The organism is Methylobacterium isbiliense (genome assembly GCF_022179325.1).
Lineage (GTDB): Bacteria > Pseudomonadota > Alphaproteobacteria > Rhizobiales > Beijerinckiaceae > Methylobacterium > Methylobacterium isbiliense.
Window position 1 is genome coordinate 1 of record NZ_BPQQ01000013.1, and the last position, 24,560, is coordinate 24,560.

Genomic DNA, 24,560 nt, shown 5'->3' on the forward strand with positions numbered 1-24,560 from the left:
ACGCCAAAATCCGAATAGCCGGATTTTTCGCTGCGCTCCTCCGTGGTCCACCCGATCACCCGGCACAACGACCAGACCTCCTGCGGCATCCGCGTGCCGATCATCCACGTCGACTTCGACGAGCAGCAGGAGACCGTGGGCATCGAGATGATCCCGAAGGGCTCGGGCTCGGAGAACGGCTCCTTCCTGCAGATGCTGCTGCCCTCCGACGGCATCAACGCGGTCAAGCGCTTCGTCATCGACCGGGTGATCGACCTCGGCGGCCGGGTCTGCCCGCCCACCATCGTGGGCGTCGGCATCGGCGGCACCTCGGACCTGTGCATGCATCTGGCCAAGATCGCGGCGACGCGGCCCCTGCGCACGGCCTGCGCCGACCCGGAGGGCGCCCGCATCGAGGCCGAGCTGTCGCGGGCCGTCAACGAACTCGGCATCGGTCCGCAGGGCCTGGGCGGGCGGGCGACGAGCTTCGCGGTCCACGTCGAGGTGGCGGCGACCCACATCACCCAGAACCCGGTCGCCGTGAACATCCAGTGCCACTCGGCCCGCCGCGCCCGCGCGACGATCACGCCGGGCGGCATCGCCTTCGCCTGAGCGGACCGGTCCGCTCCGGCTCGCATGATCCGCATCACGTCCGCGGCCGCCACGGCGGCGGATGCAGAGGGAGGGCGTCATGGCCCATCACATCCTCGACATGCCGGCGGATTCCGACCGGGTGCGGGAGCTGCGCATCGGCGACACCGTCACCCTGCGCCGCACCCTCTACGGCATCCGCGACGCCACCCTGATCCACATGTTCGACCGCGGCCGGCGCACCCGGCTCGACCTGCGGGGGCACGCGGTGATCCACACCGCCCCCAACGTGCACCGGGTGGCGCCCTCCCCCGAGGCGCCGGTCGGCTACGCGCCGTTCTGCATCGGCACCACGACCTCGATGCGCATGGAGCGCTTCACCGCCGACCTGATGCGCCGCGAGGGCGTGCGGATCATCATCGGCAAGGGCGGGATGGGGCCGCAGACGCAGGCGGCCTTCGCCGAGCAGGGCGGGGCCTACCTCGCCATCGTCGGGGGCGCGGCGGCGCTGGAGACCACCTGGATCGAGCGCATCGAGGATGTCGACCTCGACGACCTCCACCCCGAGAGCCTGTGGCGCTTCGCGATCCGCGATTTCGGGCCGCTCCTCGTCGGCATGGACGCGCAGGGCGGCTCGCTCTTCGCCGAGGTGCAGCGGGACGTGGCGAGCCGGCGCGACGCGGTGATCGCGAGCCTGGAGGAGGCCCGATGAACCTCGCGCGCGCCGACACCGACATCCTGATCCTGGGCTCCGGCGGCGCGGGGCTGTTCGCGGCGCTCCACGCCAAGAAGGTCGCGCCCGACCTCGAGGTCACGCTCGCCGTCAAGGGCCTGCTCGGCAAGTGCGGCTGCACCCGCATGGTGCAGGGCGGCTACAACGTCGCGCTCGCCCCCGGCGACTCGGTCGAGCGCCACTTCATGGACACGATCGAGGGCGGCAAGTGGCTCAACGACCAGGCCCTCGCCTGGACGCTGGTGACCGAGGCGCAGGTGCGCATCCGCGAGCTTGAGAACGAGCTCGGCTGCTTCTTCGACCGCAACCCGGACGGCAGCGTCCACCAGAAGGCCTTCGCGGGCCAGACCTTCGACCGCACGGTGCACAAGGGCGACCTCACCGGCATCGAGATCATCAACCGCCTCGCCGAGCAGGTCTGGCGCCGCGACGTGCGCCGGCTCGAAGACCACCGCGCCCTGGAGCTGATCCCGGCCGCGGACGGCTCCGGGCTCGCGGGCGTGCTGATGCTCGACATGCGCAGCGGGGCGCCGCTCCTCGTGCGCGCCAGGGCGGTGCTGCTCGCGACCGGCGGCGGGCCGACCATGTACCGCTACCACACGCCGTCGGGCGACAAGACCTGCGACGGGCTCGCGATGGCGCTGCGCGCCGGCCTGCCGCTGCGCGACATGGAGATGGTGCAGTTCCACCCCACGGGACTGCTCGCCGGCACCGGCACGCGCATGACCGGGACGGTGCTGGAGGAGGGCCTGCGGGGCGCGGGCGGCTGGCTCCTCGACGCCACCGGCGAGCGCTTCATGCAGGCGGTGGACGAGCGGGCCGAGCGGGCCACCCGCGACATCGTCAGCCGGTCGATCCTGCGCCGCATCCGGGCGGGCTTCGCCAGCCCCAACGGCGGCGTCTACATCCAGATGAGCCATCTCGGCCCGGACCACGTCCGGCGCAGCTTCAAAGGCATGGTCGAGCGCTGCGCCGATTGCGGCTTCGATCTCGCGGGCGGGCGCGTCGAGGTGGTGCCGACCGCCCACTACATGATGGGCGGCGTCGTGTTCGAGGCGGATGGCCGCACCGCCCTGCCGCGCCTGTTCGCGGCGGGCGAGGACACGGGCGGGGTGCACGGGGCCAACCGGCTCGGCGGCAACGGCGTGGCGAACTCGACGGTGTTCGGCGGCCTCGCCGGCCAGGCGATGGCCCGCGCGGTGCCGCGGGCGGGCGCCCATGCCGAGCCGGACCGGGCCGCGATCGAGGCCGGCCTCGCGCGGGCCTACGGGCCGCTCGGGCGATCCGCGGCGGATCTCGGGGCGATCCGCGAGGCCCTGTACGGCGTGATGTGGGACGATGTCGGCATCCTGCGCGACGCGGCGGGCCTGTCGCGGGCCATGACGACCCTCGGCGGCCTCGCCGAGGCGGTGGCGCGCGCCGGCGCCCCGGACGGCGACCGGCGCTACAACCTGACCTGGATGGACCGGCTGAACCTGGAGAACCTGATCCTCGTCTCGCAGACCATCTGCGCGGCGGCGCTCGCCCGCACCGACAGCCGCGGCGCGCATTTCCGCGAGGATCACCCGGAGACCTCCGATCTCGACACCTCGCACTACACGGTGGTGCGGCAGGGAAACGGCGACCTCGCGGGCGGCGACCTCGCGGTCTCGCTCGAACCGGTGCACTTCACCCATGTGCGGCCGGGCCGCTCGCTCCTCGACGCCGCGGCCTGAGCGCCGCCCCCTTCTCGACGGGACCCCCGATGGACAGCCTGCGCGGTGCCGACATCGTGGCGAAGAGCCTGGAGCGCCTCGGCGTCTCGCGGATCTTCACCCTGTCCGGCAACCACATCATGCCGGTCTTCGACGCGCTGCTCGCCACCGGGATCGCGGTCGTGCACGCCCGGCACGAGGCGGCCTGCGTGCACATGGCCGATGCCTGGGGCCGGCTCACCGGCGAGACCGGTGTCGCCCTGGTGACGGGCGGCCAGGGCCACGCCAACGGCGCGGCCGCCCTGTTCACGGCGCTCGCGGCGGAATCGCCCGTGCTGCTCCTCTCCGGCCATGCCGGGCTCAATGAACTCGGGCGCGGCGCCTTCCAGGAGATGGCCCAGGCCGAGATCGCCCGGCCGATGACCAAGGCCGCGTGGACCGCCTCCTCGGTGGCGGCCCTCGGCCCCGACCTCGCGCGGGCGCTGCGCCTCACCCGCGAGGGACGGCCCGGACCCGTCCATCTGAGCCTGCCGGTCGATCTCCTGGAGGCCCGCGTGCCGGCGGACGCGGTGCGGCTGCCGGACCCCGGACCAGCGCCCGCCGCCGCCGATCCCGCCCTGGCGGCGGCGGTCCTGCGGCGGCTCGCCCGCGCCGAGCGGCCCCTCGTCCTGTGCGGCCCGGCCTCGTGCGATCCGGCCGGCCGCGCCGCGATGGCCGCGCTGGAGGAGCGGATCGGCGTGCCGGTGATCGGGATGGAGAGCCCGCGCGGCCTCAACGACCCGAGCCTCGGCGCCTTCGCGGAGGTGCTGGCGCGCGCCGACCTCCTCGTGCTCGCGGGCAAGCCCCTCGACTTCACGCTGCGCTTCGGCAAAGCGCCCGCGGTGGCGCCGGACTGCCTCTTCTGCCTCGTCGATCCGGACCCGGCGCTGCTCGGCCGCGCGCCGCCCGAGCGCCTCGTCGCCGCCGGCCTGGCCGACGCGCGCGCCTTCCTCGCCGCCCTGCAGGAGGCGGGTGCGCCGCACGCGGGCGCGGGCTGGCTCCGGGAGGTGCGGGAGGCGCTGGCCTTCCGCCCGGCGGCCTGGGCCGAGGCGCGGGGCACGCCCGGGCGCCTGCACCCGGTGGAGCTGTGCCGGGCGGTCGACGCCTTCCTGGCCCGCCACCCGGAGGGCACGCTGATCTGCGACGGGGGTGAGATCGGGCAATGGCCGCAGGCCCTGGTCCGCGCCCGGCGGCGCCTCGTCAACGGCGTCTCGGGCACGATCGGCGCCTCGCTGCCCTTCGCCATCGCGGCCCGGGCCGCGCAGCCCCACGCGCCCGTGGTCGCGGTGCTGGGCGACGGCACCTTCGGCTTCCACATGGCGGAGTTCGACACGGCCTTGCGCTACGGCCTGCCCTTCATCGCGGTGGTCGGCAACGACGCGCGCTGGAACGCCGAGTACCAGATCCAGCTGCGCCAGTACGGCCCGGAGCGCGCGCGCCACTGCGACCTCCTGCCGAGCCGCTACGACGCCGCCGTGGCGGCGCTCGGCGGCTTCGGCGCCCTCGTGACGTCCGCCGGAGAACTGCCCGCGGCGCTCGAAGCGGCCCATGCCAGCGGCAGGCCGGCCTGCGTGAACGTGATGATCGACAGCGTTGCGGCGCCGGTGATCCGCCGGCCGGGATGAGGCGGGGGCGCCCGCCTCGGGGGAGGACGAGATGCGCAGACGGGAGGTTCTCGCGGCCGCCGCGGCGGCGCTGGTGCCGGGGATCCGCGGGGCGCGGGCCGAGGTGAGCGAGGTGCGCATCGCGCGCCAGCCCAGCCTCGGCCATCTGCCGCTGATGCTCATGGAGGAGCAGGGCCTGCTCCAGAAGGCCGCCGCGGCGCGGGGCCTTCCCCCCGTCACCGCCCGCTATCTCACGCTGGCGGGCGGGGCGGCGATGAACGACGCGCTCCTCTCCGGCTCCATCCAGTTCGCGGCCGGCGGCGTGCCGCCCCTGGTGCTGCTGTGGTCGAAGACCGAGGGGACGGGCTTTGCCGTCAAGGGCGTGGCGGCCATGAACGCCATGCCGCTCCTGATGAACACCCGCAACCCGGCCATCCGCTCGCTGTCGGACTTCACCGACCGGGACAAGATCGCGCTGCCGGCCGTGAAGGTGTCGGTGCAGGCGATGTTCCTGCAGATGGCCGCCGAGAAGGAACTCGGCGAGGCGCGCCGCCACGACCTCGACCGCCTCACCGTGACGCTCTCGCACCCCGACGGCATGGCGGCCCTGCTGTCGGGCAGCGAGGTCACGGCGCATTTCACCGCGGCCCCGACCCAGGAACTGGAACTGCGCCACCCGGGCGTGCGCACGCTCCTCAACACCTACGACATCCTGGGCGAGCCCTCGACCTTCAACGTGGTCTGGGCCTCCTCGGCCTTCGTGGAGGCCAATCCCCAGCTCTACGCGGCCTTCACGGCCGCCCTCGACGAGGCGATCGGCGCGATCAACGCCGACCGGCGGGCCGCCGCGGCGGCCTATGTGCGGCTCGCCCGGGACGCGAGCGACGTCGGGCTGATCGCCCAGATCCTCGACGACCCGCAGGTGCGCTTCACCACGACCCCGCAGGCGATCGGCCGCACCACCGACTTCATGGCGCGCACCAGGACGATCCGCCGCCGCCCCGGGAGCTGGAAGGACCTGTTCTTCGCCAACCTGCACGACCGGCCCGGCAGCTGAGCGCCCTCAGGGCAGCAGGGCCGGCAGCGCCAGCGCCGTGGTGGCGAGCCCGATGGCCGCGAGCAGCGCCAGGACGAGCGCGCGGAACCGCGCCTGATCGATGCGGGAAAACAGCGACAGGCCCGCGAGCACGCTCACCAGCACCACCGGGACGGCGAGGACGAGATCCTGCACCAGGGCGGCGGGGAGCGGGCCGACCAGAACCAGGAGCGCCAAGGCCCAGACCTGGAGCACCAGCGTGAAGGACTGGCAGATCGCCCGCTGCGTGCGCGGCTCCCAGCCGCGCACGAGGCTCCAGGCGGTGGGGAGCGCCCCCGACAGGCCCGCCACGCCGCCCAGCACGCCACCGAGGAAGCCGACCATGCCGTCGCTCCAGGCATGGCCGAACCGCACCCGGTAGCCGGCCCCCAGGATCGCGACGAGCAGGCTGTAGAGGATCAGGAAGCAGCCGATCCCGGCCTTGATCACGTTCGGATCGAGGCCGTGGAGCAGCACGGTGCCGAGCGGCGCGCCCGCGAGCCCGGGCAGGATCATCGCCAGCGCGGCGCGGCGCGGCGGCCGCACGCGCAGGCGCAGGAGCGAGATCGCCTGAGAGAGGATGCTGCACACCAGCACCAGCGCCGTCGCCTCCGCGGGCGGGCGCAGCATCAGGAGCGTCCCGGAGGCGACGAGGCCGAAGGCGAAGCCGGTCAGGCCGGAGATCAGGCCGGCGCAGCCGAGGCACAGGACGAGGAGCAGCGTCTCGCTCACGGCCCCGTCCCCTCCTGCACGCCATGCGCGATCGGCCGCGCCCATGCGGTCCCATTGGTCTTTTATAAGAGTGGGCCGGCAGCGCCAATCCGGACTTGCATCCCGGAGGCGAAAGGCGTTCTGCTTCCATCCTGCATCGTCGTCCGCCGGCCCGCGCGGGGCCGTGTTCCGGGCGCCCGGCGTTGACAGGCGCAGTATCTGTTATCTTATACAAGACCGACCGCCGCGGCCGGAGTCCGCACAGGAGGAGATTCGCCATGAGCCACGACCCCTCATCGGACGGAGGGCGGACGCACCCCCACCTCCTCGCCCACAGCCCCCTCGACAACGTCGCGGTGGCGGTGGTGGAGGGGCTGTCGGCCGGCACGGCCGCCTTCGGCGTCATCACGGAGAACAACTCGACCTTCGAGGTCGCGGTCCGGCACGACATCCCGATCGGCCACAAGGTGGCGCTCACCGACCTCAAGGCGGGCGACACCGCGGTCAAGTACGGCCAGGATATCGGGAAGGTGATCCAGCCCGTTGCCAAGGGCGAGCACGTCCATGTCCACAACGTCAAGACGAAGCGCTGGTGAGGTGACCATGTCCGCAACCCCGTCCATGCTCCCCCACGAGATCGCCAGCCCGTTCGTCGGGGGTGCCCCCGACCAGCTCGCCACCAAGGCGCTTCCGCCGGGCCGCGCCTCCGCCGATTACCGCAACGCCACCTTCACGGGCTGGCGGCGCGAGAACGGCCGCGTCGGCGTGCGCAACCACGTGGTGCTGCTGCCCCTCGACGACCTCTCCAATGCCGCCTGCGAGGCGGTGGCCAACCTCGTCAAGGGCACGATGGCCCTGCCGCACGCCTACGGCCGGCTGCAGTTCGGCGAGGATCTCGAACTGCACTTCCGCACCCTGATCGGCATCGGCTCGAACCCGAACGTCGCCGCCGTGGTGGTGATCGGCATCGAGGACCAGTGGACCAACCGGGTCGTCGAGGGCATCGCCAAGACCGGCAAGCCGGTGGTGGGCTTCGGCATCGAGGGCCACGGCGACATCGCGACGATCGCCAGGGCCAGCTACCAGGCCAAGCGCTTCGTGCAGTGGGCGACCGAGCTGCCGCGGGAGGTCTGCCCGATCGCGGATCTGTGGGTCTCGACGAAGTGCGGCGAGTCCGACACCACCACCGGCCTCTCCTCCTGCCCCACGGTCGGCAACCTCTACGACAAGCTGATCCCGCTCGGCATCTACGGGGTCTTCGGCGAGACCTCCGAGATCACCGGCGCCGAGCACCTCTGCCGCGAGCGCGCCGCCTCGCCCGACATCGCCGACAAGTGGTACGCGATGTGGAAAGCCTACCAGGACGAGGTGATCGAGGCGCACAAGACCGACGACCTCTCGGATTCGCAGCCCACCAAGGGCAACATCGCGGGCGGCCTCACCACCATCGAGGAGAAGGCGCTCGGCAACCTGGAGAAGATCGGCCACGACTGCCGCTACATCGACGCGCTCAAGCCCGCCGAGGCGCCGGCCCGCGGCCCCGGCCTCTACTTCATGGACACCTCCTCGGCCGCGGCCGAGTGCGTGACCCTGATGGCGGCGGCCGGCTACGTGGTCCACACCTTCCCGACGGGCCAGGGTAACGTCATCGGCAACCCGATCGTCCCGGTGATTAAGATCTCGGGCAATCCGCGCACCGTGCGCACGATGGGCGAGCACATCGACGTGGACGTGTCGGGGGTGCTCACGCGCGAGATGACGATCTCCCAGGCGGGCGACGCGCTCATCGACATGGTGGTGCGCACCGCGAACGGCCGCCTCACCGCGGCCGAGGCGCTGGGCCACCGGGAGTTCGTGATGACGAAGCTCTACCGCAGCGCGTGAGCCGCCGGCAGGCGTGGACTCCCCCTCTCCCGTGCGGGAGAGGGGGACCCGCGCCTGCCGTCGACGGGGGCCGAGGCGGCGACGCCTGACGACAGGGGACAGGACATCGCGACAATGAAGGTCGTCATCAGCGAGTTCATGGACGAGGCGGCGATCGCCGCCGACCTGTCCGGCTTCGAGATCCTGTACGACCCGGGCTTGGTCGATCGTCCCGAGGCGCTGCGCGCGGCGCTCGCCGGCGCGGACGCGCTGATCGTGCGCAACCGGACGCAGGTGCGCGGCGATCTCCTGGCCGCCGCCCCCGGCCTCAGGGCGGTGGGCCGGCTCGGCGTCGGGCTCGACAACATCGACCTCGAAGCCTGCCGGGCGCGCGGGATCGCCGTCTACCCGGCGACGGGGGCCAACGACACGGCGGTCGCCGAGTACGTGATCACCGCCGCGATGCTGCTCCTGCGCGGCGCCTACGGGGCGAGCCGGGCGGTGGCGGAGGGGGCGTGGCCGCGCAATGCCCTGATGGGCCGCGAGGTGGCCGGCAAGCGCCTCGGCCTTGTCGGCTTCGGCGCCATCGCCCGCGAGACCGCCCGGCGCGCCGCCGCCCTCGGGATGAGCCTGTCGGCCCACGACCCCTACCTCGCGCCCGGCGACGCGGCGTGGCGGCCGGACTACGGCCCCGTCGAATCCCTCCCGCTCGACGCGCTTCTCGCCGGGAGCGACGTCGTCTCCCTGCACGTGCCGCTCACGCCCGAGACGCGCGGCCTGATCGGGGCGGACCGGATCGCCCGGATGCGCCCGGGCGCGATCCTGATCAACGCCGCCCGGGGCGGGATCGTGGACGAGGCGGCGCTGGCCCAGGCCCTGCGCGCGGGCCGGCTCGGCGGCGCGGCCCTCGACGTCTTCGAGCGGGAACCCCTCGATGCGGCCGCCGGCGCGGTCTTCCGGGACGTGCCGAACCTGATCCTGACGCCGCACATCGCGGGCGTGACGCAGGAATCGAACACGCGCGTCTCCGCGCTGATCGCCCGGGCGGTGCGCCGCCACCTCACGGAGGGCTGATGCCGATCCTCTCGCTACAGGCCGCCCGTGATCTGGCGGAGGACGCGCTGGTCCGCTGCGGCACCGCCCGCGCGGCGGCGGCCAGCACCGCGCGGGCGCTCGTGGAGGCCGAGGCCGACGGGCTCAAGGGCCACGGCCTGTCGCGCCTGCCCGCCTACGCGGCGCAGGTGCGCAGCGGCAAGGTGGCGGGCGCGGCGGTCCCGGTCGTGACGCGCCCGCGGCCGGGGCTCATCGCCGTCGATGCCGCCCACGGCTTCGCCTATCCGGCTCTCGACGCGGCCGTGGCGGGCTTGGCCGAGGCGGCGCGGGCGCAGGGCATCGCCGCGGCGGGCATCCGCCGCTCGCACCATTGCGGCGCCGCAGGCCGGCCGGTGGAGGCGCTCGCCGCGGAGGGGCTGGTGGCCCTGCTCTTCGCCAACACCCCGGCCGCGATGGCGCCCTGGGGCGGGTCGACGGCCGTGTTCGGCACCAACCCGATCGCCTTCGCCTGCCCCCTGCCCGACCGGCCGCCGATCGTGGTGGACCTCTCGCTCTCGAAGGTCGCGCGCGGCAGCGTCATGGCGGCCCGCCAGCGCGGCGAGGCGATTCCGGAGGGATGGGCGCTCGACGCGGACGGGCGCCCCACCACCGATCCGGCCGCCGCGCTCAAGGGCACGATGGTGCCCCTCGGGGACGCCAAGGGCACGGCGCTCGCCCTGATGGTGGAACTCCTGGCGGCCGGGCTCACCGGCGGGCGCTTCGCCGCCGAGGCGAGTTCCTTCCTCGACGCCGAGGGCGAGCCGCCCGGCACCGGACAATTGCTCATCGCGATCGACGCCGGTGCCTTCGGCCCGGGCGCCCTGGAGCGCTTCGGGGCGCTCGCCGCGGCGATCGACGCCCAGGACGGCGCCCGCCTGCCGGGTGCGCGCCGCCTGGCGCTGCGCGTCCGCGCCGCCGCCGAGGGCGTGGACATCCCGGATGCACTCCTGTCCGAGATCCGCGCGCTCGCGGCGCCGGACGGCGCGCCGCGCGAGCATCGGCTGTGAGTCGCGCCGACCGCACGATCGCCGCGGGCGGGGCGCTCGGCCCTGACGGGGAGCGCACGACCGTGACGCACGCAGATGTCACCGCATCGCGCACGCTCGAGAATCTGCGTCAGGACGACATGAAGCGACCGGGCCTGGGACGGGCGAGCGAGACACCGCGCCGCGAGAGCGTGGGCTTCCGGCCGCTCTACCGGCAGGTCTACGACGCGCTGCTGCGGCGGCTCGCCGACGCGGTGTGGCAGCCCGGCCAGATGCTGCCGAGCGAGGGGCAGCTCGCGGCCGAACTCGGCGTCAGCCAGGGCACGGTGCGCAAGGCGCTCGACGCGCTCACCGCCGACAGCCTGCTGGTGCGGCGCCAGGGCCGCGGCACCTTCGTGGCCGAGCACGACGACAAGCAGAGCGTCTTCCGCTTCTTCAAGCTGCAGCCCGATGCCGGGGGCGGCGCCCTCCCCGACAGCCGGGTGGTGTCGATCGCCGAGGGCACGGCGAACGGCGACGAGCGCGAGCGCCTCGACCTTTCCCGCACCGCCCGCGTGGTGCGCATCGAGCGCCTGCGCGCGGTCGCCGGCAGCCTCTGTGTGTTCGAGACGATCAGCCTGCCCACGGGCCTGTTCCCGGGCATCGCCCAGATGCCGGTCCCCAATACCCTCTACAGCCTCTACGCCACCCAGTTCGGGATCACCATCGCCACGGCCCGGGAGCGGCTCAAGGCGATCCTGCTGCCCGCCCGCGAGGCGGCGCTCCTCGAGACCATCGCGGGCACGCCGGCCCTGGAGATCGACCGCGTCGCCGTTGACCTGGAGGAGCGCCCGGTGGAGTGGCGCCTGTCGCTCTGCCTGACGCAGCAGGTGCACTACCTGTCGGTCCTGCGCTGAGCCGGCGGTGCGCCGTTCCCGAGAAGCCTGTTCCGCCGCCGACGCGGATGGGAGATGAGTCTTTTCCGTGCCGGCACCGAGACAGCATCCTTCGTCCCAACGCCACCCGGACCTTGCGATGACGACGAAAGCATCCTCCGAGGAGGCGCCGCGCGACGCCGCGGCGGGGACGGCCACGGAGCAGACCTCGACGCTGCCCGGCATCCTCCTGTGCCTCGCCATCACGGCGGTGGCGGCGGGCCTGCAGGCGATCGAGGAGCACAGCCTCGGACACCCCTACGTCGAGGCGCTGGTGATCGCGATCCTGATCGGCATCGCGGTGCGCACCGCGTGGAACCCCGGCGCACGCTTCCGGCCCGGCATCGCCTTCAGCGCCAAGCAGCTGCTGGAGGTCGCGGTCGCCCTGCTCGGCGCCTCGATCAGCCTCCAGGCCATCGTCGCCTCGGGCGGGGCGCTCATCGCCGGCATCGTCGCCACGGTGCTGGCCGCCATCGCGGCGAGCTACGGCATCTGCCGGGCGCTCGGCCTGCCCGCCCGGATGGCGATCCTGGTCGCCTGCGGCAACGCCATCTGCGGCAACTCCGCCATCGCGGCGGTGGCACCCGTCATCGGCGCCGAGGCCCGCGACGTCGCGGCGGCCATCGCCTTCACGGCGGTGCTCGGCGTCTTGGTTGTGCTCGGCCTGCCGCTCCTCATCCCGCTCGCCGGCCTCTCCGAGCACCAGTACGGCGTGCTCGCCGGCCTGACCGTCTACGCGGTGCCGCAGGTGCTTGCCGCCACCGTGCCGGTGGGGCTCCTCAGCACGCAGGTGGGAACGCTGGTCAAGCTGGTGCGGGTGCTGATGCTCGGCCCCGTGGTGGTGCTGTTCTCGCTCATCGCCCCGCACCTGCCGGGCGCCCGGCCCGCCGCCGGGCGGCCGGGCCTGACCAAGCTGGTGCCGGGCTTCATCCTGGGCTTCCTGGCGCTGGCGACCCTGCGCTCGCTCGGGCTGGTGCCGGATGCGGTGGCGTGGCCGCTCACCAAGGTCGCGGCGCTACTCACCGTGGTGTCGATGGCCGCGCTCGGGCTCGGGGTCGACGTGCGGGTGCTCGCCCGCGTCGGCGGGCGGGTGACCCTCGCGGTCACGGGCTCGCTCGTCCTGCTACTCGCGATCAGCCTCATGCTGATCCGAGCGCTCGGCATCGCGTGAGCGCGCATCCAGCCTTCGGGATCCGCCGACTGGTCACGACCAAGGCGCGGGATCCCTTCTCCCGTGTGGGAGAAGGGGAGGGTTGAGGGTGGGACGGTGCGGAAGGAGGCTGAACGATGGCCGCTGCCACCACTGCACTGCGGTGAGCGGCTGATCCCGAGCCTTTCCGCTCCCCTCACCACGCTCACCGCTTCACTGCGGCACCACCCGCACCCTCACGCGGGATCTTCGATCCCCGAACTCCTCTCCCACCCGGGCTGGCGAATTCACCCTTTTGGGTCGTGCGGGTTCTCCTCTCCCCGCCCGCGGGGAGAGGGCTTCGTTGACCTCGTTGTCAACGAAGCGAGGCGGCAGCCGAGGGTGAGGGGGCGCTGCCGGATGAGGCTGGTCCGGAGCCGCCCCCTCACCCTCGCCCTGCGGGCTCCCTTCGCACCCGGCAAGGGGTGCTCAGGCCTCTCCCCGCACGCGGGGAGAGGAGAACCCGCGCCTCATTCGCGATGTGTGAACGCGCAAGCCCGCCCGGGAGAGGGGATCCCGCGCTCATCATGCGAGCGTCGGCGGCCCGGGAGAGCAGGTCCCCAGATGCTCACGCCGCCAGCGCGTAGTCCTGCGGGGCCTCGGCGGCCATGAACTGGGCGCGGGCGAGTTCGGCGAAGCGGCCGCCCTGGGCCACGAGGTCGTCGAAGCTGCCGGCCTCGATGATGCGGCCCTGATCGAAGACCAGGATGCGGTCGGCGTTGCGGATCGTCGCGAGCCGGTGGGCGATCACGAAGGTGGTGCGGCCCTCCATCACCGCCTCCAGCGCGCCCTGGAGCTTGCGCTCGGTGGCAGCGTCGAGCGCGCTCGTGGCCTCGTCGAGGATCAGCACCGGCGGATTCTTGAGCAGCGCCCGCGCGATCGAGAGCCGCTGACGCTCGCCGCCCGAGAGCGAGCGCCCGCGCTCGCCGATCACGGTGTCGAGCCCGTCGGGCTGGCGCGCCATGAAGTCGCCGGCCTGCGCCCGCTCCAGGGCATCCAGCATCTCGGCATCGGTGGCGTCCGGGCGACCGACCTGCAGGTTCTCGCGGATCGAGCGGGCAAACAGCATCGGCTCCTGGAAGACCACCCCGATGTTGTGGCGCAGCGAGGCCAGCGAGAGGTCGCGGATGTCCTCGCCGTCGACCCGCACCGTGCCGGTCTCGGGGTCGAAGGCCCGGTGCAGCAGGCTCAGCGTGGTGGACTTGCCCGAGCCCGTAGTGCCCACGAGGGCCACCGTCTCGCCGGGGCGCACCGTGAAGCTGATCCCGTCGAGGGCGCGGCGGCGGCCGTCATACGAGAAGGTCACGTCCTCGAACGTCACCTCGCCGGCGAGCCGCGCCGCCGGCTTGGCGTGCGGCCGGTCGCGCACGGCCGGCACGGTGTCGAGGATGTCGAAGAATTCCTGCATCTTGGGGGCCTGCATGAACAGGCCGTTGACGAAGGAGACGACCTGATCGAGCCGGCCGACGAGCAGCGTGGCGAGGCTCATGAAGGAGACCACGTCGCCGACGCTGGCCTGCCCGCGGAAGTGCAGCGCGAGGCCGGCGACGAAGATCGCCGTCATGGTCAGGGTGGCGGAGGCGCGGGTCGCCACGGCGGCGAGCGCCCACCACGACAGAACCGGCGTCTGGGCGGTGAGGAGGTCGCGGATGATGCCGTGCATCGCCTCCTTCTCGGCCTTGGCCCGGGTGAAGGACTGGATCACCGCGACGTTGCCGAGCGCGTCCGAGGCGTGCGCGGCGAGGCCCGAATGGTAGTGCTCCACCGCGCCCTGCAGCGTCTCGGTGCGGCGCAGCACGTAGGTGGTGAGCGCCGTGAAGACGAGGACGAGCACGACGAGGATCGACCCGAGCTGCCAGTTCAGGAACAGGGTGAGGGGCAGCAGCACGGTGAGCGAGACGATCGCGGCGCAATGGTCGCGGAAGAAGCCGAGCCACAGCCACGCCATGCCGTTCGAGCCCTCCAGCATCGCCTTGAGCACCCGGCCCGAATGGTTGGCGGAGTGGAAGGCGAGCGGCAGGTCGAGCACGTGCTCGAAGTAGTTCGCCATCACGCCGAGGCGGCGGCGGTGGGTGAGCCGGTCGGCGTGCAGTGCGATCAGGACGCCGGCCGCGATGGAGAAGAGCCCGAAGCCCACCCAGGCGGCGACCAGCAGCATCAGGTCGGCATAGCCCGCCTCCCCGGCGCGGGCCGGCAGATGGGTGACGCGGTCGATGATCCGCCCGAACAGCACCGGCTCGGCGAAGGCCGCCGCGGCGAGCGCCACGTTGGCGACGGCGAGCACGCCGCCGAGCCTCCGGTCGGGTCCGAGCTGGCCCATGACCCGGGCGTAGAGCCTGAACAACCGCATGGTGAACTCCGAAACCCCTCGGCGCGGATCATCTCGCGGATCCGTCGCGTTCCCTGGACCGGCGGTTCGGCGCCGCGCGCCTCCTACCGCCCTGATCTCATGCCCGATTCTGCCTGAACGGCGCATGACGGGACAGACGCCGCCTGCGCGAATCGGAAGGGTTTTTACCCTTCGTTGAGCCTGCCGCCGCTAACCTGGGGACACCCGGGACGCGCGACCCGGGCGACGAGGGTTCGACTGGGTCATGGATCTCGCAACCGGCCTCGGCCTCATCGGCGGCGTCGCCGTCGTCGTCGTCCTCATCATGATCGACGGCGGCAATTTCGCTGCCTATTTCGACAAGCACGCGGTGATCGTGATCTTCGGCGGCGCCACCGCCGCCACCATGCTGCGCTTCCCCTTCTCGGTGATCATGCACGGCGTGCCGATGGGCATGCGCTACGCCTTCAGCATGCGCTCGGTGAAGCCGCGCGAGCTGATCGAGGAGATCACCAAGATCGCCGAGGTGGTGCGCAAGTCCGGCCCGATGGCGCTGGAGACCATGGAGATCTCGGACCCCTTCCTGGCCCAGGGCGTGCGCTACATCGCCGACGGCTACGACCGCGAGTTCATCCGCGACACGATGGAGCGCGACCGCGACAACTTCCTGATGCACCTCGACGAGGGCTCGAAGGTGTACCGGGCCTTCGGCGACTGCGCGCCGGCCTGGGGCATGATCGGCACCATCCTGGGCATGGTGACGATGTTCGCCAACATGTCCGACCCCTCGAAGCTCGGCCCCGCGATGGCGACCGCGCTGCTCGCCACCCTGTACGGCGCGCTCATCGCCAACATGATCACGCTGCCGATCGCCGACAAGCTGCACGTCAAGCTGGAGGAGGAGGACGTCTCGCGCTCGCTCATCATCGACGGGATCCTGCTCATCCGCGACTCGAAGAGCGCCTCGCTGGTGCGCGAGATGCTGATCGCCTACCTGCCCCACAACCACCGGGAGGAGCTCGCCGCCGAGGCGGCCTGAGCGCCCGACGCCCGCTCCCGGGAGACCCTGATCCGTGGCCAAGAAGAAGCGGGGCGGCGCGCATGGCGGTCACGGCTGGTTCGTGACCTTCGCCGACCTCATGGCGCTGCTCATGAGCTTCTTCGTGATGATCGCCGCCTACTCGACGCAGGACCAGAAGAAGCTGCAGGCGGTGGCGGGCTCGATGCGCGACGCCTTCGGGGTCAACAAGGAGAGCCGCTTCAACGGCATCATCGAGAAGGACGGCCTGCCGAGCGCCACGCGGCTGCGCGACACGCGCGACGTGCCCCCCGAGAAGGCCTCCGACCGCACCACGCCGCCCAACCCCGACGACATCTTCGCCGACGGCGTGCAGGTGAACGGCTACAAGGACGGCTTCGGCCTCGCCATGGCGAGCCTGCGCCAAGCCCTCCAGGACCTGCCCGACATCGCCGAACTGTCGAAGAACATCCTGATCCAGCCGACCCAGCGCGGCCTCGACATCTCGCTCGTGGACCAGGACAACCGCTCGATGTTCCCGGACGGCTCGACCCGGCCGAACGACCGCACCCGGCAGGTGCTGGAGCGCATCGCGCCCACGATCCGCCGGATGTCGAACCGGATCGCGATCGCCGGCTACACGGCGGCGACGCGGCCGGGGCGGCGCCCGCCCGCCCCGCCCTGGGAACTCTCGGCCGGGCGCGCCGTCAGCGTGCGCGAGGTGCTGGCCGGCAGCGGCATCCCGGACGACCGCTTCGCGGTGGTCTCCGGCAAGTCCGACACCGAGCCGCTGTTTCCGGACAACCCCTATCTGGCGGCCAACCGCCGGGTGACGATCACGCTCCTGAACGACGCGCCGCCGACGCCCGCGGGATCGGGGGTGCCGTGACGGGGCGCTACTTCGCCACCAAGAGCGTCCAGTAGACCTTGTACTTGGAGCCCGGGGCGTAGGCGGTGGCGATGCCCATGCGGGTGGCGTCGGGGGAGAGCAGCACGGCGTTGTGGGCCGGGCTGTCGCGCCAGCCCGAGAACGCCTCCGCGAGCGTGTGATAGCCCGCCGAGAGATTGGCCTTCGGATCGTCGAAGCCCATCCGCGCCGCCACCGTCTTGACGATGTCGGCTTGGCTCGGGCGGTCGGCGGCGGCCATCGCGGCGCTCTCGGTCTCGGCGAGGCGCTGCAGGCCGGGATCGAGGGCGAGCGCCGGCAGGCCCTTGTTGCGCCGGTAGGCCGCGATCATGTCCCGCGCCGAGCCGGTGTCGAGCTGCGCGCTCGTGGCCGTCATCGGCCAGTAGAGGCTCGGCCCCGCCGCGCTCTGGCGCGGCCGCTCGCTCGACACGCAGGCCGAGACGAGGCCGGCGAGCCCCGCGAGGGCGATCAGGCGGATCCCGGCGGAGAGAAGGGTCACGGTACGGTCTCGCGCGTTCGGCGGCGCTCGTCCCCGGCCGGCCGCGGCGCAGGCTCGCCCGGGGCCTGGATCGGCGGGAGCACGCCCCGCGCGATCTGACCCAGGGCCTCCTGCATCGGCTCCAGCCCGTGCACGGTGACGATGCTCGCTCCCGGTCCGAGATTGGGGATGAGGCCCTCCTCGGACAAGGTCTTGAACACCGCGAAATTGAGGTCGCTCTGCACCTTCAGCTGCTGGGCGACGTCGAGGATCATGGCGATCAGCTCGAATTCGAGGAAGGGATCGCCGATCTTGCGGAAGACGACGCGGGGCGGCGGCTCGCGCAGCACGTCCGGATGCGCCCGCGCGCAGCCGGCGATCAGGTCGGCGGCCCTGACCGGATCCTGGTTGCGCAGGACGCTGACCGTGATGGCGACGCGCCCGGTGCGGTCGCCGCGCACCCGGTTCTTCACCACGCCCGAGATCAGGTTGGAGTTCGGCACGATCACGGCCGAGCGGTCGAAGGTCTGGATCTCGGTGGAGCGCACGCTGATGCGCCGCACGTAGCCCTCGTTGTCGCCGATCACCACGAGGTCGCCGACCCGGATCGGCCGCTCCCACAGCAGCAGCAGGCCCGACACGAAGTTGTTGACGATCGATTGCAGGCCGAAACCGATACCGACCGAGAGCGCGCCGGCCACGATCGTGATCTTCTCCAGGCTGAGGCCCAGGAACGAGAAGGCGACCGTGAGCGAGATCAGGAAGCCGACATAGCCGGTGACGGTGGCGATGGAGTTGCGCAGCCCCGGATCGAGGTCGGTGGCCGGCAGGTAGGTGTTCTCCAGCCAGCGCTTGACCGTGCGGGCGACGAGCAGGCCGAGCGCGAACAGGCCGAGGGCGAAGACGATGGTCGAGAGCGAGATCGTGACGTCGCCGACCTTGAAGCCGAAGAAGGCGGCCCGGAAGGAGGCGTAGATGTCGGTGGAATCGACGCCCCAGGTGGCGAGCAGCAGCACGGCCGCCGTGGTGATCAGCACCACCCGGACGAGGCCGGCCATCAGCACGGCGATCTGGTTGAGGGAGCGCTTGCGCAGGCCCGTATTGGCTTGGAGGGCCGTGGCGATGCGCGAATCGTCCTGCAGGGTGCCGCCGATGAAGGCATCCGCGCTGACGATGGCGAGGTAGAGCAGCGCCACCCCGACCGCCGTCCACAGGAGCTGGTCGATCAGGAATGACGAGAGCGCGATGTAGCCCGAGAGGGCGCACAGGGCCACCGCCCCGGCGACGAACCAGCCGAGGATGCGCAGCGGCCCGCCGATCGTGGTGGTGTTCGACTCCGCCGCCACGTAGGGGCCGAGGCAGGCCTCCTCCGTCTCGGCCCGGGCCGCGAAGCGCCGCAGCCCCTCGGCCAGCACCACCGCCACCACCAGCGCGAACAGGCCGCGGGTGATGATGCTGATCGGCAGGCCCAGAGAGAGGCTTTCGTTCAGTTCCTCGATGGTCCGCCCGACCGTGATCACCACCGCGATGGCGATGGCCAGCCGGGTCAGGCGCTCGGCGGTGGCGTCCTCCATGGCGACGAGGCGCCATTCGGGGTGGGTGGGCGAGAGCAGCGCGTCCGTCACCGCCTCCACCACCGCCACGAAGGCCAGCGCGCCGAGGACGCCGTGGACGACCACCGTGAAGCGCTCCGGCACCAGCTCGGTCGCCTCGATCGCCAGACCCACCACGAAGCTGCCGAGGATCGCCGGCACGGCCCCCGCCAGCACGACCCGCCACGCCGCCAGGACCTTCTCGCGGCGCGAGGGCGCGTTGGCCGCGTCGCGGGACGCGAACCGGGGCGCGATGTGGCGGCGCCCGATATAGAGGGCCACCGACACCCCGATGGCGAGCGCCACCGCCAGCAGCGTGAGCGGGGTCGCGTTGCGCCGCACCTGCACGACCGTGTCGTCGACGGCGACCTCCAGGGCGCGCAGGTCGCGCGGCAGGCTCGTAGTCACGCGCGACCACAGGCTCGGACTGACCAGCCCGTCGGTGCGCTCGAACAGCGCGCGCGTGAAGGCGGCGCGGCGGCGGTTGCTGATCTGGTCGGTGATCTGCTCGCTCTGCACGAGGAGCGAGCGGGCGAGCCGCATCGTGTCGTCGATCTCCGCGACGCCGCCCTCGCGCTGGGCGCGCTCCTGGGCCACGTCGGGGGCCTCGGCGCCCTCCTTGGGCTTGGGACCGAGCTGGGTCAGGCGCTCCTTGGCGGCTTCCAGACGGGGACCGAGGCTGTCGATCACCTGCCGCAGCCGCTCGGCCACCGGGTCGATGCCCTCGCGCAGGAGCGCAAGATCGTCCTTGCTCAGGGAATGGTTGGTCAGCGCCTGCTCGCGCTGGTCGAGATCGGCCTTCTCCGCGTCGAGCTGGGCGCGGATCTGCTTGATCTGCTCGGAGATCGGGGTCGGGGGCGGCTTGGGGGCCTCGGGCTTGGCCGCGTCGGGCTTGCCCGCGTCGGCCTTGGGCGCCGCACTCCCCTGCCCTGCCGCCGCGGGCGCCGCCTGGCCGGCCTCGGGCTTGGCTGCCGCTCCTTGCGCGGAGGCGAGCCCTGGCGCCAGCACGGCGGCGGTCAGCAGGGCGGCGATCCATCGGCGCAACGGTGTCATCGGCATTCCTTCTAGTCCCGGCGGGCGCGGCGGCCCGACGCCTCGTCTCCGCGATCCGGCCTTCCGGCCCGGACGAGGCCGGAGAGGTAGCGGCGACCGGGCGGCCTGTCACAGGGGGCGCGGGCCGAACCCGCGCGACTTCAACGCCTCGTGAACCCGTGGCGCGAGGGCGCGACGCCGCCGACGCGGCCGCCAGCCGGGCCGTCCTGTGGCGCGGGAATGCGGCGAAAGCGCGCCGGGGGCGGCCGGTACCACCGGGGCGGATCGCCTGTGGGCGCGACACACAGGCAGGACCGGCATCCTTCACAACCCTGTCATGCTGCTACTAGAATGAGCCGCAATGGACTCGGCCCTTCCGGTCTGCTGCGAGCAGGTGGCGTCGATCATCTCGGTCCAGCAGCACAGACGCCCGGAGACATCCCGGGCACAGGCGATCCGCGGCAACCGCCCCGCTGGCGGCCGTGCCGGCCTTCCGCCGTGTCCCCTCACTCCCCCCGGACGGCTCGGGAGGTAGGCGATGGTCCCCATCCCCTGTCTCCGCGAGCGGCGCGCGACCTGGCCGGATGCCGGTGGGTCTCGCCACGGCCGGTCAGTCGCCAGGGCAGGATGATGCTGGACCTTCAAACCCTCGTTCTGAACGCCGATTACCGCCCGCTTTCCTACAACCCGCTCTCGCTGTGGTCGTGGAAGGACGCGTTCACGGCCCTGTTCCTCGACCGCGTCACGCTGGTGGCGAGCTACGACGTCGAGGCGCGCTCGCCGAGCCGGTCGCTCAAGGTGCCGAGCGTGGTGGCGCTGAAGAGCTACGTGGCGATGGCGCGCAGCCCCGCCTTCACCCGCTACAACATCTACCTGCGCGACACGTTCAGCTGCCAGTATTGCGGCCAGCGGCTGCCGGCGAGCGGCCTCACCTTCGACCACGTGGTGCCGCGCTCGCGGGGCGGCCTGTCGAGCTGGGAGAACGTCGTCGCGGCCTGCAGCCCCTGCAATCTGCGCAAGGCCAACCGCACGCCCGACGAGGCCGAGATGCCTCTCCTCACCCTGCCGCGCCGGCCGAGCCGCTACGAGCTGCACCGGCGCCAGCCCGAATTCGACCACCGCCAGTACCACCACACCTGGATGGACTACCTGTACTGGGACAGCGAGCTGGAGACCTGAGGCTGCGCCGGGTCTGGTCCCGCGGCAGGAATGGTGGCGACGGGCATGACGGTCGCGGCCATGACGCCGCGCATCACTCCTCGGGGAAGACGGGCGGCGGGATGTTGTAGATCGGCAGCCGCTCGTTGCGCGGCAACCAGCCGTGATAGACCTCGCCGTCGGTCTCGCCGTAGGAGACCGGCTGGATGCGCGGCCGGGCGGCGAAGCGGTGCGGGACGGGACGCCGCCGATAGGCCCATGGGGCGGCCGCCCGCGGCGGGGCCGGGGCGTAGCCGCCAGAGGGCACGCCGTCCGCGCGGGCGGGCGCGGCGAGCGCGAGGGTCATGAGGCCGGCGGCGAGGAGGAGGCGGACCATGCGGGGCAGAACTCCGGAACCGCCCGAGCCTCGCCCGGGCGCGGCCACCGGAGGGTTAAGCCCGCCGAACGATCCGATTCTATGGTTTCCGCCCTACTGCGCGGTGACGCCGCCATCGATGACGAATTCGGCCCCGGTGACGAAGCCCGCCTCGTCCGAGGCGAGGTAGGCGGCCATCGCGGCGATCTCCTCCGCCCGGGCGTTGCGCCCGAGCGGCACCGAGGCGCGCAGCCGCTCGCGCAGCGCCTCCGGGTCGCGTCCGCCCGCCGCGAGGTCGTGCAGCATGTCGGTCTCGGTGAAGCCCGGATGGATCGAGTTGCAGCGGATGCCGTAGCCCTGCCGGGCGCAGTGCAGCGCCACGGACTTGGTCAGCAGCCGCACCCCGCCCTTCGAGGCGTTGTAGGCCGCGAGGTTGTGCCCGCCGACGATCCCGGAGACCGACGAGAGATTGATGAGGGCGCCGCCGCGCCCGGTCGGCGGCTTCATCGCCCGCACCGCGTGGCGGCAGCCCAGGAACGTGCCGTCGACGTTGACCGCCTGCACGCGGCGCCACTGCTCCAGGGTGACGGATTCGATCGTGGCCACGACCGCGATGCCGGCGCTGTTGACCACGATGTCGAGATGGCCGTGGCGGGCGACGACGTCGTCCACCGCCTGCTGCCAGGCCGCGTCGTCCGTGACGTCGAGGGCGCAAAACGCGAAGGCCGGGTGCTCGGCCGCGGCCCGGGCGCCGGTCCGCGCGTCGATGTCGGCGAGGATGACCGCGGCGGCGCCCTCCTCGGCGAAGCGCCGCGCCGTCGCAAGGCCGATCCCGCGCGCGCCGCCCGTGACGAGGGCGACCTTGCCCGCCAGACGCTGCATCGCCACCCCCTCCCCGCTCGTCCCGCGACGATGGGGCGGTTCGGGCCGCGCCGCAAGCGCCTCAGAACTTGACCGCCGCGCCCCCGCGCACGGTGTTGATGTGCGACTTGTGGCCGTCGAAGTCGTCGAACATCACGTACTGGTACTCGCCGCGCAGCAGGATGTTCGCGGTGAGCGCGAATTCGAGGCCGGCGCCGGCCGCGATGCCGCCGACGATGCGCTCCTTGGTCCGGCCGAGGACCACCGGGCTGGCGAGCACGGCAGTCCCCGGATTGGCCTGATCGAACACCCGGTAGCCGCTGTTGAAGACGTAGGCCGGCGTGGCGCTGCCCAGGTTGCTGCGATAGGTGGCTTGATCGTACTCGCCGAGTTGCACCTCGACCCGGTCGGCGACCTGCGCCCGGCCGACCGCGAAGCCGCCGGTGACGAACGGCATGAAGTTGCCGGCGTCGTAACCGAAGCGGGCGCGGATCGTCGCGTAATCCTCGATCTTGGTGGCCGCCGAACCGCTCAGCACCGCCGCCCGGTACATGCCGTCCGTGACGTTGGAGCGCCCGATGAAGTCGGTCGTCCGCCCGGTGAGGCCGAGATAGGTGTAGTCGATCTCGCCACCGAAGATGAACTCGTCGTACTGGATGTTCAGGCCCGCATAGGCGCCGAAGCTGCCGGTGTCGCGCCGCACGCTCTGCGGCCGCAGCAGGGTCGAAACGTTGAGGGCTGTCTCGAAGGCCGTCGCCCGGGTGTAGTTCGCGACCATCGGCTGGAAGACGTTGCTGAAGCCGAAGTTCGCGCTCGACCAGCCGCCATGCGCGCCGAAATAGGCGCCGTCCCAGTTGCCGGCCGCCGCGGCGGGCGCGTCGTAGCTGCCGCCGCGCAGGGCCGAGAAGTCGAGATCCGCCGCCCGGAGCGGGGTCGGGCTCCCCAGGCACAGCCCGGCCAGGATTCCAAAAGTCGCGATACGCATGAGGGCCGTCCCAGGAGGAAACATCGGCAATGAGGGGATCTGTCGAGCTCGATCATCGCGCGGTAACCTTAAGATACTCTTGCAGCCCCTCCGATTAGTCGCTCCCGATACGAAAAGGCCCGGAGCGCTGGAGCGCTCCGGGCCTCTGAAGGTCAGTCCGGCGGAGGAACGGCGCCGGCCGATCGTCAATAGGTCGGCGTGGGGACGAGGCTGCCCAGCGGGCCGCCGAAGGCCCAGCGCAGGCCGATCCGGAACTCGTTGGCGGCAATGTCCTTGATGCGCGTGTTGAACCCGAAGGCGTCGAAGCCGGTGCGCGCCTTGCCGATGTCGAGGTAGCGGTAGCTCGCGTCGATGCTGACGCCCGCACCGACCTCGTAGGAGAGGCCGGCCATCGCCGCCCAGGCGAAGGTCGTCGCGCTGTGGTTGCCGCGGGGATCGAAGCCCTGCGCACCGATCGCGTAGATGGGCTGCGTGTCGCCGCAGAAGGCGGTGAGGCAGGTGGTGCCGGACCAGGAATCGTGGAAGCGCTTGTGCGCGAAGCCGATGCCGGCGCCGATATAGGGGGTGAGGCCCCACCACGTGCCGAGATCGGCGTAGACGTTGAACAGGCCGGTGACGACGTCGAGCTTGCCGGCTTCCTGGTTGAAGCCCTGCGTGAACAGCGTGCGCGAGCTGAAGTCGCGGAAGCGGCTGCGGCTGCGGGCGTCCACGGTCACGTCGGCGCGCAGGAAGGAGTTGAAGCGATAGCCGACGCCGCCGCCGTAGCCCTGGGTCGAGCCGAGCCGCAGCGCGACGATCGGGGCGCCGGGCGTGCCGGCCAGCGTGTCGTCCTTCGGGTTGCGGAAGTCGCTCGCCGTGAAGTCGCCGCGCAGGTACCAGTTGCCGCCGATGGCGGCGGGCTCGGCGGGAGGCGGCGGCGGCGGAGGGGGCGGGAGCAGGTCGGCGGCGAGGGCGGGCGCCGCGAACAGCCCGAGGCTCACAAGCGCCACAGCGCCGGCTTCACGGAAGCGAATCATGACACATCCTCTTCCGCCACGGCGAGGCGGCGGCACAGCGGGCCTTCGGCCCCACGCTTCCAGATTGCCAGCGAAAGGTTAGCGGGCGTTTAACCCTAATCCTTCACCACATTTCGTGTCCGCATCGCCTGAACACGAAGCCGGCTTGCGCGACGGGCGGCCATCGGTCGGCGAGGGTTCGACCGATGCGGACACGAAATGTGGTGAAGGATTAGGGTTAAACGCCCGCTAACCTTTCGCTGGCAATCTGGAAGCGTGGGGCCGAAGGCCCGCTGTGCCGCCGCCTCGCCGTGGCGGAAGAGGATGTGTCATGATTCGCTTCCGTGAAGCCGGCGCTGTGGCGCTTGTGAGCCTCGGGC

22 protein-coding genes are annotated in these 24,560 nt (G+C 72.2%); 14 read left to right on the top strand and 8 right to left on the bottom strand.

Translation table 11 applies throughout. From position 1 onward, the window contains the following. Positions 1-30: 30 nt before the first annotated feature. The 5 genes from MFF61_RS06010 to MFF61_RS06030 all read left to right on the top strand — a co-directional run bounded on the left by MFF61_RS06010 (position 31) and on the right by MFF61_RS06030 (position 5,697). A complete protein-coding gene (locus MFF61_RS06010; protein WP_283205971.1) occupies positions 31-591 on the top strand; it encodes a fumarate hydratase in 561 nt (186 codons plus the stop codon). Positions 592-670: 79 nt separating this feature from the next. Continuing rightward, a complete protein-coding gene (locus MFF61_RS06015) occupies positions 671-1,282 on the top strand; it encodes a fumarate hydratase C-terminal domain-containing protein (RefSeq protein WP_238234171.1) in 612 nt (203 codons plus the stop codon). Beyond that, entirely contained in the window at positions 1,279-3,018 is a 1,740-nt protein-coding gene (locus MFF61_RS06020; protein WP_238234172.1) for an L-aspartate oxidase, read from the top strand. The genes MFF61_RS06015 and MFF61_RS06020 overlap by 4 nt, the downstream gene beginning before the upstream one ends. 29 nt (positions 3,019-3,047) lie before the next feature. Next, on the top strand, positions 3,048-4,661 hold the full coding sequence (locus tag MFF61_RS06025; protein ID WP_238234173.1) for a thiamine pyrophosphate-binding protein: 1,614 nt from the start codon (positions 3,048-3,050) through the stop codon (positions 4,659-4,661). Between the two features lie 31 nt (positions 4,662-4,692). Then, a complete protein-coding gene (locus MFF61_RS06030) occupies positions 4,693-5,697 on the top strand; it encodes an ABC transporter substrate-binding protein (protein ID WP_238234174.1) in 1,005 nt (334 codons plus the stop codon). Between the two features lie 6 nt (positions 5,698-5,703). Here MFF61_RS06030 and MFF61_RS06035 read toward each other — a convergent pair whose 3' ends face one another. Continuing rightward, complete coding sequence (locus MFF61_RS06035) at positions 5,704-6,447, bottom strand: sulfite exporter TauE/SafE family protein (protein ID WP_238234175.1); 744 nt, start codon at positions 6,445-6,447, stop codon at positions 5,704-5,706. 257 nt (positions 6,448-6,704) lie between these two features. On the opposite strand from MFF61_RS06035, the gene MFF61_RS06040 reads away from it, so the two are divergent. The 6 genes from MFF61_RS06040 (at position 6,705) to MFF61_RS06065 (ending at position 12,452) form a co-directional block, all read left to right on the top strand. Next, a complete protein-coding gene (locus MFF61_RS06040; RefSeq protein WP_238234176.1) occupies positions 6,705-7,022 on the top strand; it encodes a UxaA family hydrolase in 318 nt (105 codons plus the stop codon). A 7-nt stretch (positions 7,023-7,029) separates the two neighbouring features. Beyond that, on the top strand, positions 7,030-8,310 hold the full coding sequence (locus tag MFF61_RS06045; RefSeq protein WP_238234177.1) for a UxaA family hydrolase: 1,281 nt from the start codon (positions 7,030-7,032) through the stop codon (positions 8,308-8,310). Positions 8,311-8,424: 114 nt separating this feature from the next. Further along, on the top strand, positions 8,425-9,363 hold the full coding sequence (locus tag MFF61_RS06050) for a hydroxyacid dehydrogenase (protein ID WP_238234178.1): 939 nt from the start codon (positions 8,425-8,427) through the stop codon (positions 9,361-9,363). Further along, the gene (locus tag MFF61_RS06055) at positions 9,363-10,388 is read left to right on the top strand and encodes an Ldh family oxidoreductase (RefSeq protein WP_238234179.1); all 1,026 of its coding nucleotides are present in this window, start codon (positions 9,363-9,365) and stop codon (positions 10,386-10,388) included. The genes MFF61_RS06050 and MFF61_RS06055 overlap by 1 nt, the downstream gene beginning before the upstream one ends. Then, positions 10,385-11,263 carry a GntR family transcriptional regulator gene (locus MFF61_RS06060; protein WP_238234180.1) on the top strand — a complete coding sequence of 293 codons (879 nt, stop codon included), beginning with the start codon at positions 10,385-10,387 and terminating at the stop codon, positions 11,261-11,263. The genes MFF61_RS06055 and MFF61_RS06060 overlap by 4 nt, the downstream gene beginning before the upstream one ends. Positions 11,264-11,381: 118 nt before the next feature. After that, a complete protein-coding gene (locus tag MFF61_RS06065; protein WP_238234181.1) occupies positions 11,382-12,452 on the top strand; it encodes a YeiH family protein in 1,071 nt (356 codons plus the stop codon). 586 nt (positions 12,453-13,038) lie between these two features. Here the strand turns inward: MFF61_RS06065 and MFF61_RS06070 are convergent. Beyond that, on the bottom strand, positions 13,039-14,820 hold the full coding sequence (locus MFF61_RS06070; protein ID WP_238234182.1) for a glucan ABC transporter ATP-binding protein/ permease: 1,782 nt from the start codon (positions 14,818-14,820) through the stop codon (positions 13,039-13,041). 244 nt (positions 14,821-15,064) lie between these two features. Here MFF61_RS06070 and MFF61_RS06075 point away from each other — a divergent pair, with 244 nt between their 5' ends. Together MFF61_RS06075 and MFF61_RS06080 are read left to right on the top strand one after the other, a co-directional pair. Then, the gene (locus MFF61_RS06075) at positions 15,065-15,838 is read left to right on the top strand and encodes a motility protein A (protein WP_238234183.1); all 774 of its coding nucleotides are present in this window, start codon (positions 15,065-15,067) and stop codon (positions 15,836-15,838) included. A 34-nt stretch (positions 15,839-15,872) separates the two neighbouring features. Further along, complete coding sequence (locus MFF61_RS06080; RefSeq protein WP_238234184.1) at positions 15,873-16,706, top strand: OmpA/MotB family protein; 834 nt, start codon at positions 15,873-15,875, stop codon at positions 16,704-16,706. 7 nt (positions 16,707-16,713) lie between these two features. On the opposite strand, the gene MFF61_RS06085 is transcribed toward MFF61_RS06080, so the two are convergent. Both MFF61_RS06085 and MFF61_RS06090 read right to left on the bottom strand, forming a co-directional pair. Then, a complete protein-coding gene (locus MFF61_RS06085; protein ID WP_238234185.1) occupies positions 16,714-17,223 on the bottom strand; it encodes a CAP domain-containing protein in 510 nt (169 codons plus the stop codon). Continuing rightward, entirely contained in the window at positions 17,220-19,847 is a 2,628-nt protein-coding gene (locus MFF61_RS06090) for a DUF3772 domain-containing protein (protein ID WP_238234186.1), read from the bottom strand. The genes MFF61_RS06085 and MFF61_RS06090 overlap by 4 nt, the downstream gene beginning before the upstream one ends. Before the next feature lie 609 nt (positions 19,848-20,456). On the opposite strand from MFF61_RS06090, the gene MFF61_RS06095 reads away from it, so the two are divergent. Beyond that, a complete protein-coding gene (locus tag MFF61_RS06095) occupies positions 20,457-21,005 on the top strand; it encodes an HNH endonuclease (protein WP_238234187.1) in 549 nt (182 codons plus the stop codon). Positions 21,006-21,078: 73 nt separating this feature from the next. Here the strand turns inward: MFF61_RS06095 and MFF61_RS06100 are convergent, their stop codons facing one another. From MFF61_RS06100 to MFF61_RS06115, 4 genes are all read right to left on the bottom strand, one after another. Then, positions 21,079-21,360: a hypothetical protein gene (locus tag MFF61_RS06100; protein ID WP_238234188.1), complete on the bottom strand. Its 282-nt coding sequence runs from the start codon at positions 21,358-21,360 to the stop codon at positions 21,079-21,081. Positions 21,361-21,453: 93 nt separating this feature from the next. Then, entirely contained in the window at positions 21,454-22,221 is a 768-nt protein-coding gene (locus MFF61_RS06105; protein WP_238234189.1) for a glucose 1-dehydrogenase, read from the bottom strand. A gap of 61 nt (positions 22,222-22,282) precedes the next feature. Further along, positions 22,283-23,185 (bottom strand): outer membrane protein, encoded by a 903-nt coding sequence (locus tag MFF61_RS06110; RefSeq protein WP_238234190.1) that lies wholly within the window; start codon positions 23,183-23,185, stop codon positions 22,283-22,285. 185 nt (positions 23,186-23,370) lie between these two features. Beyond that, the gene (locus MFF61_RS06115; RefSeq protein ID WP_238234191.1) at positions 23,371-24,201 is read right to left on the bottom strand and encodes an outer membrane protein; all 831 of its coding nucleotides are present in this window, start codon (positions 24,199-24,201) and stop codon (positions 23,371-23,373) included. Positions 24,202-24,560: the final 359 nt, after the last annotated feature.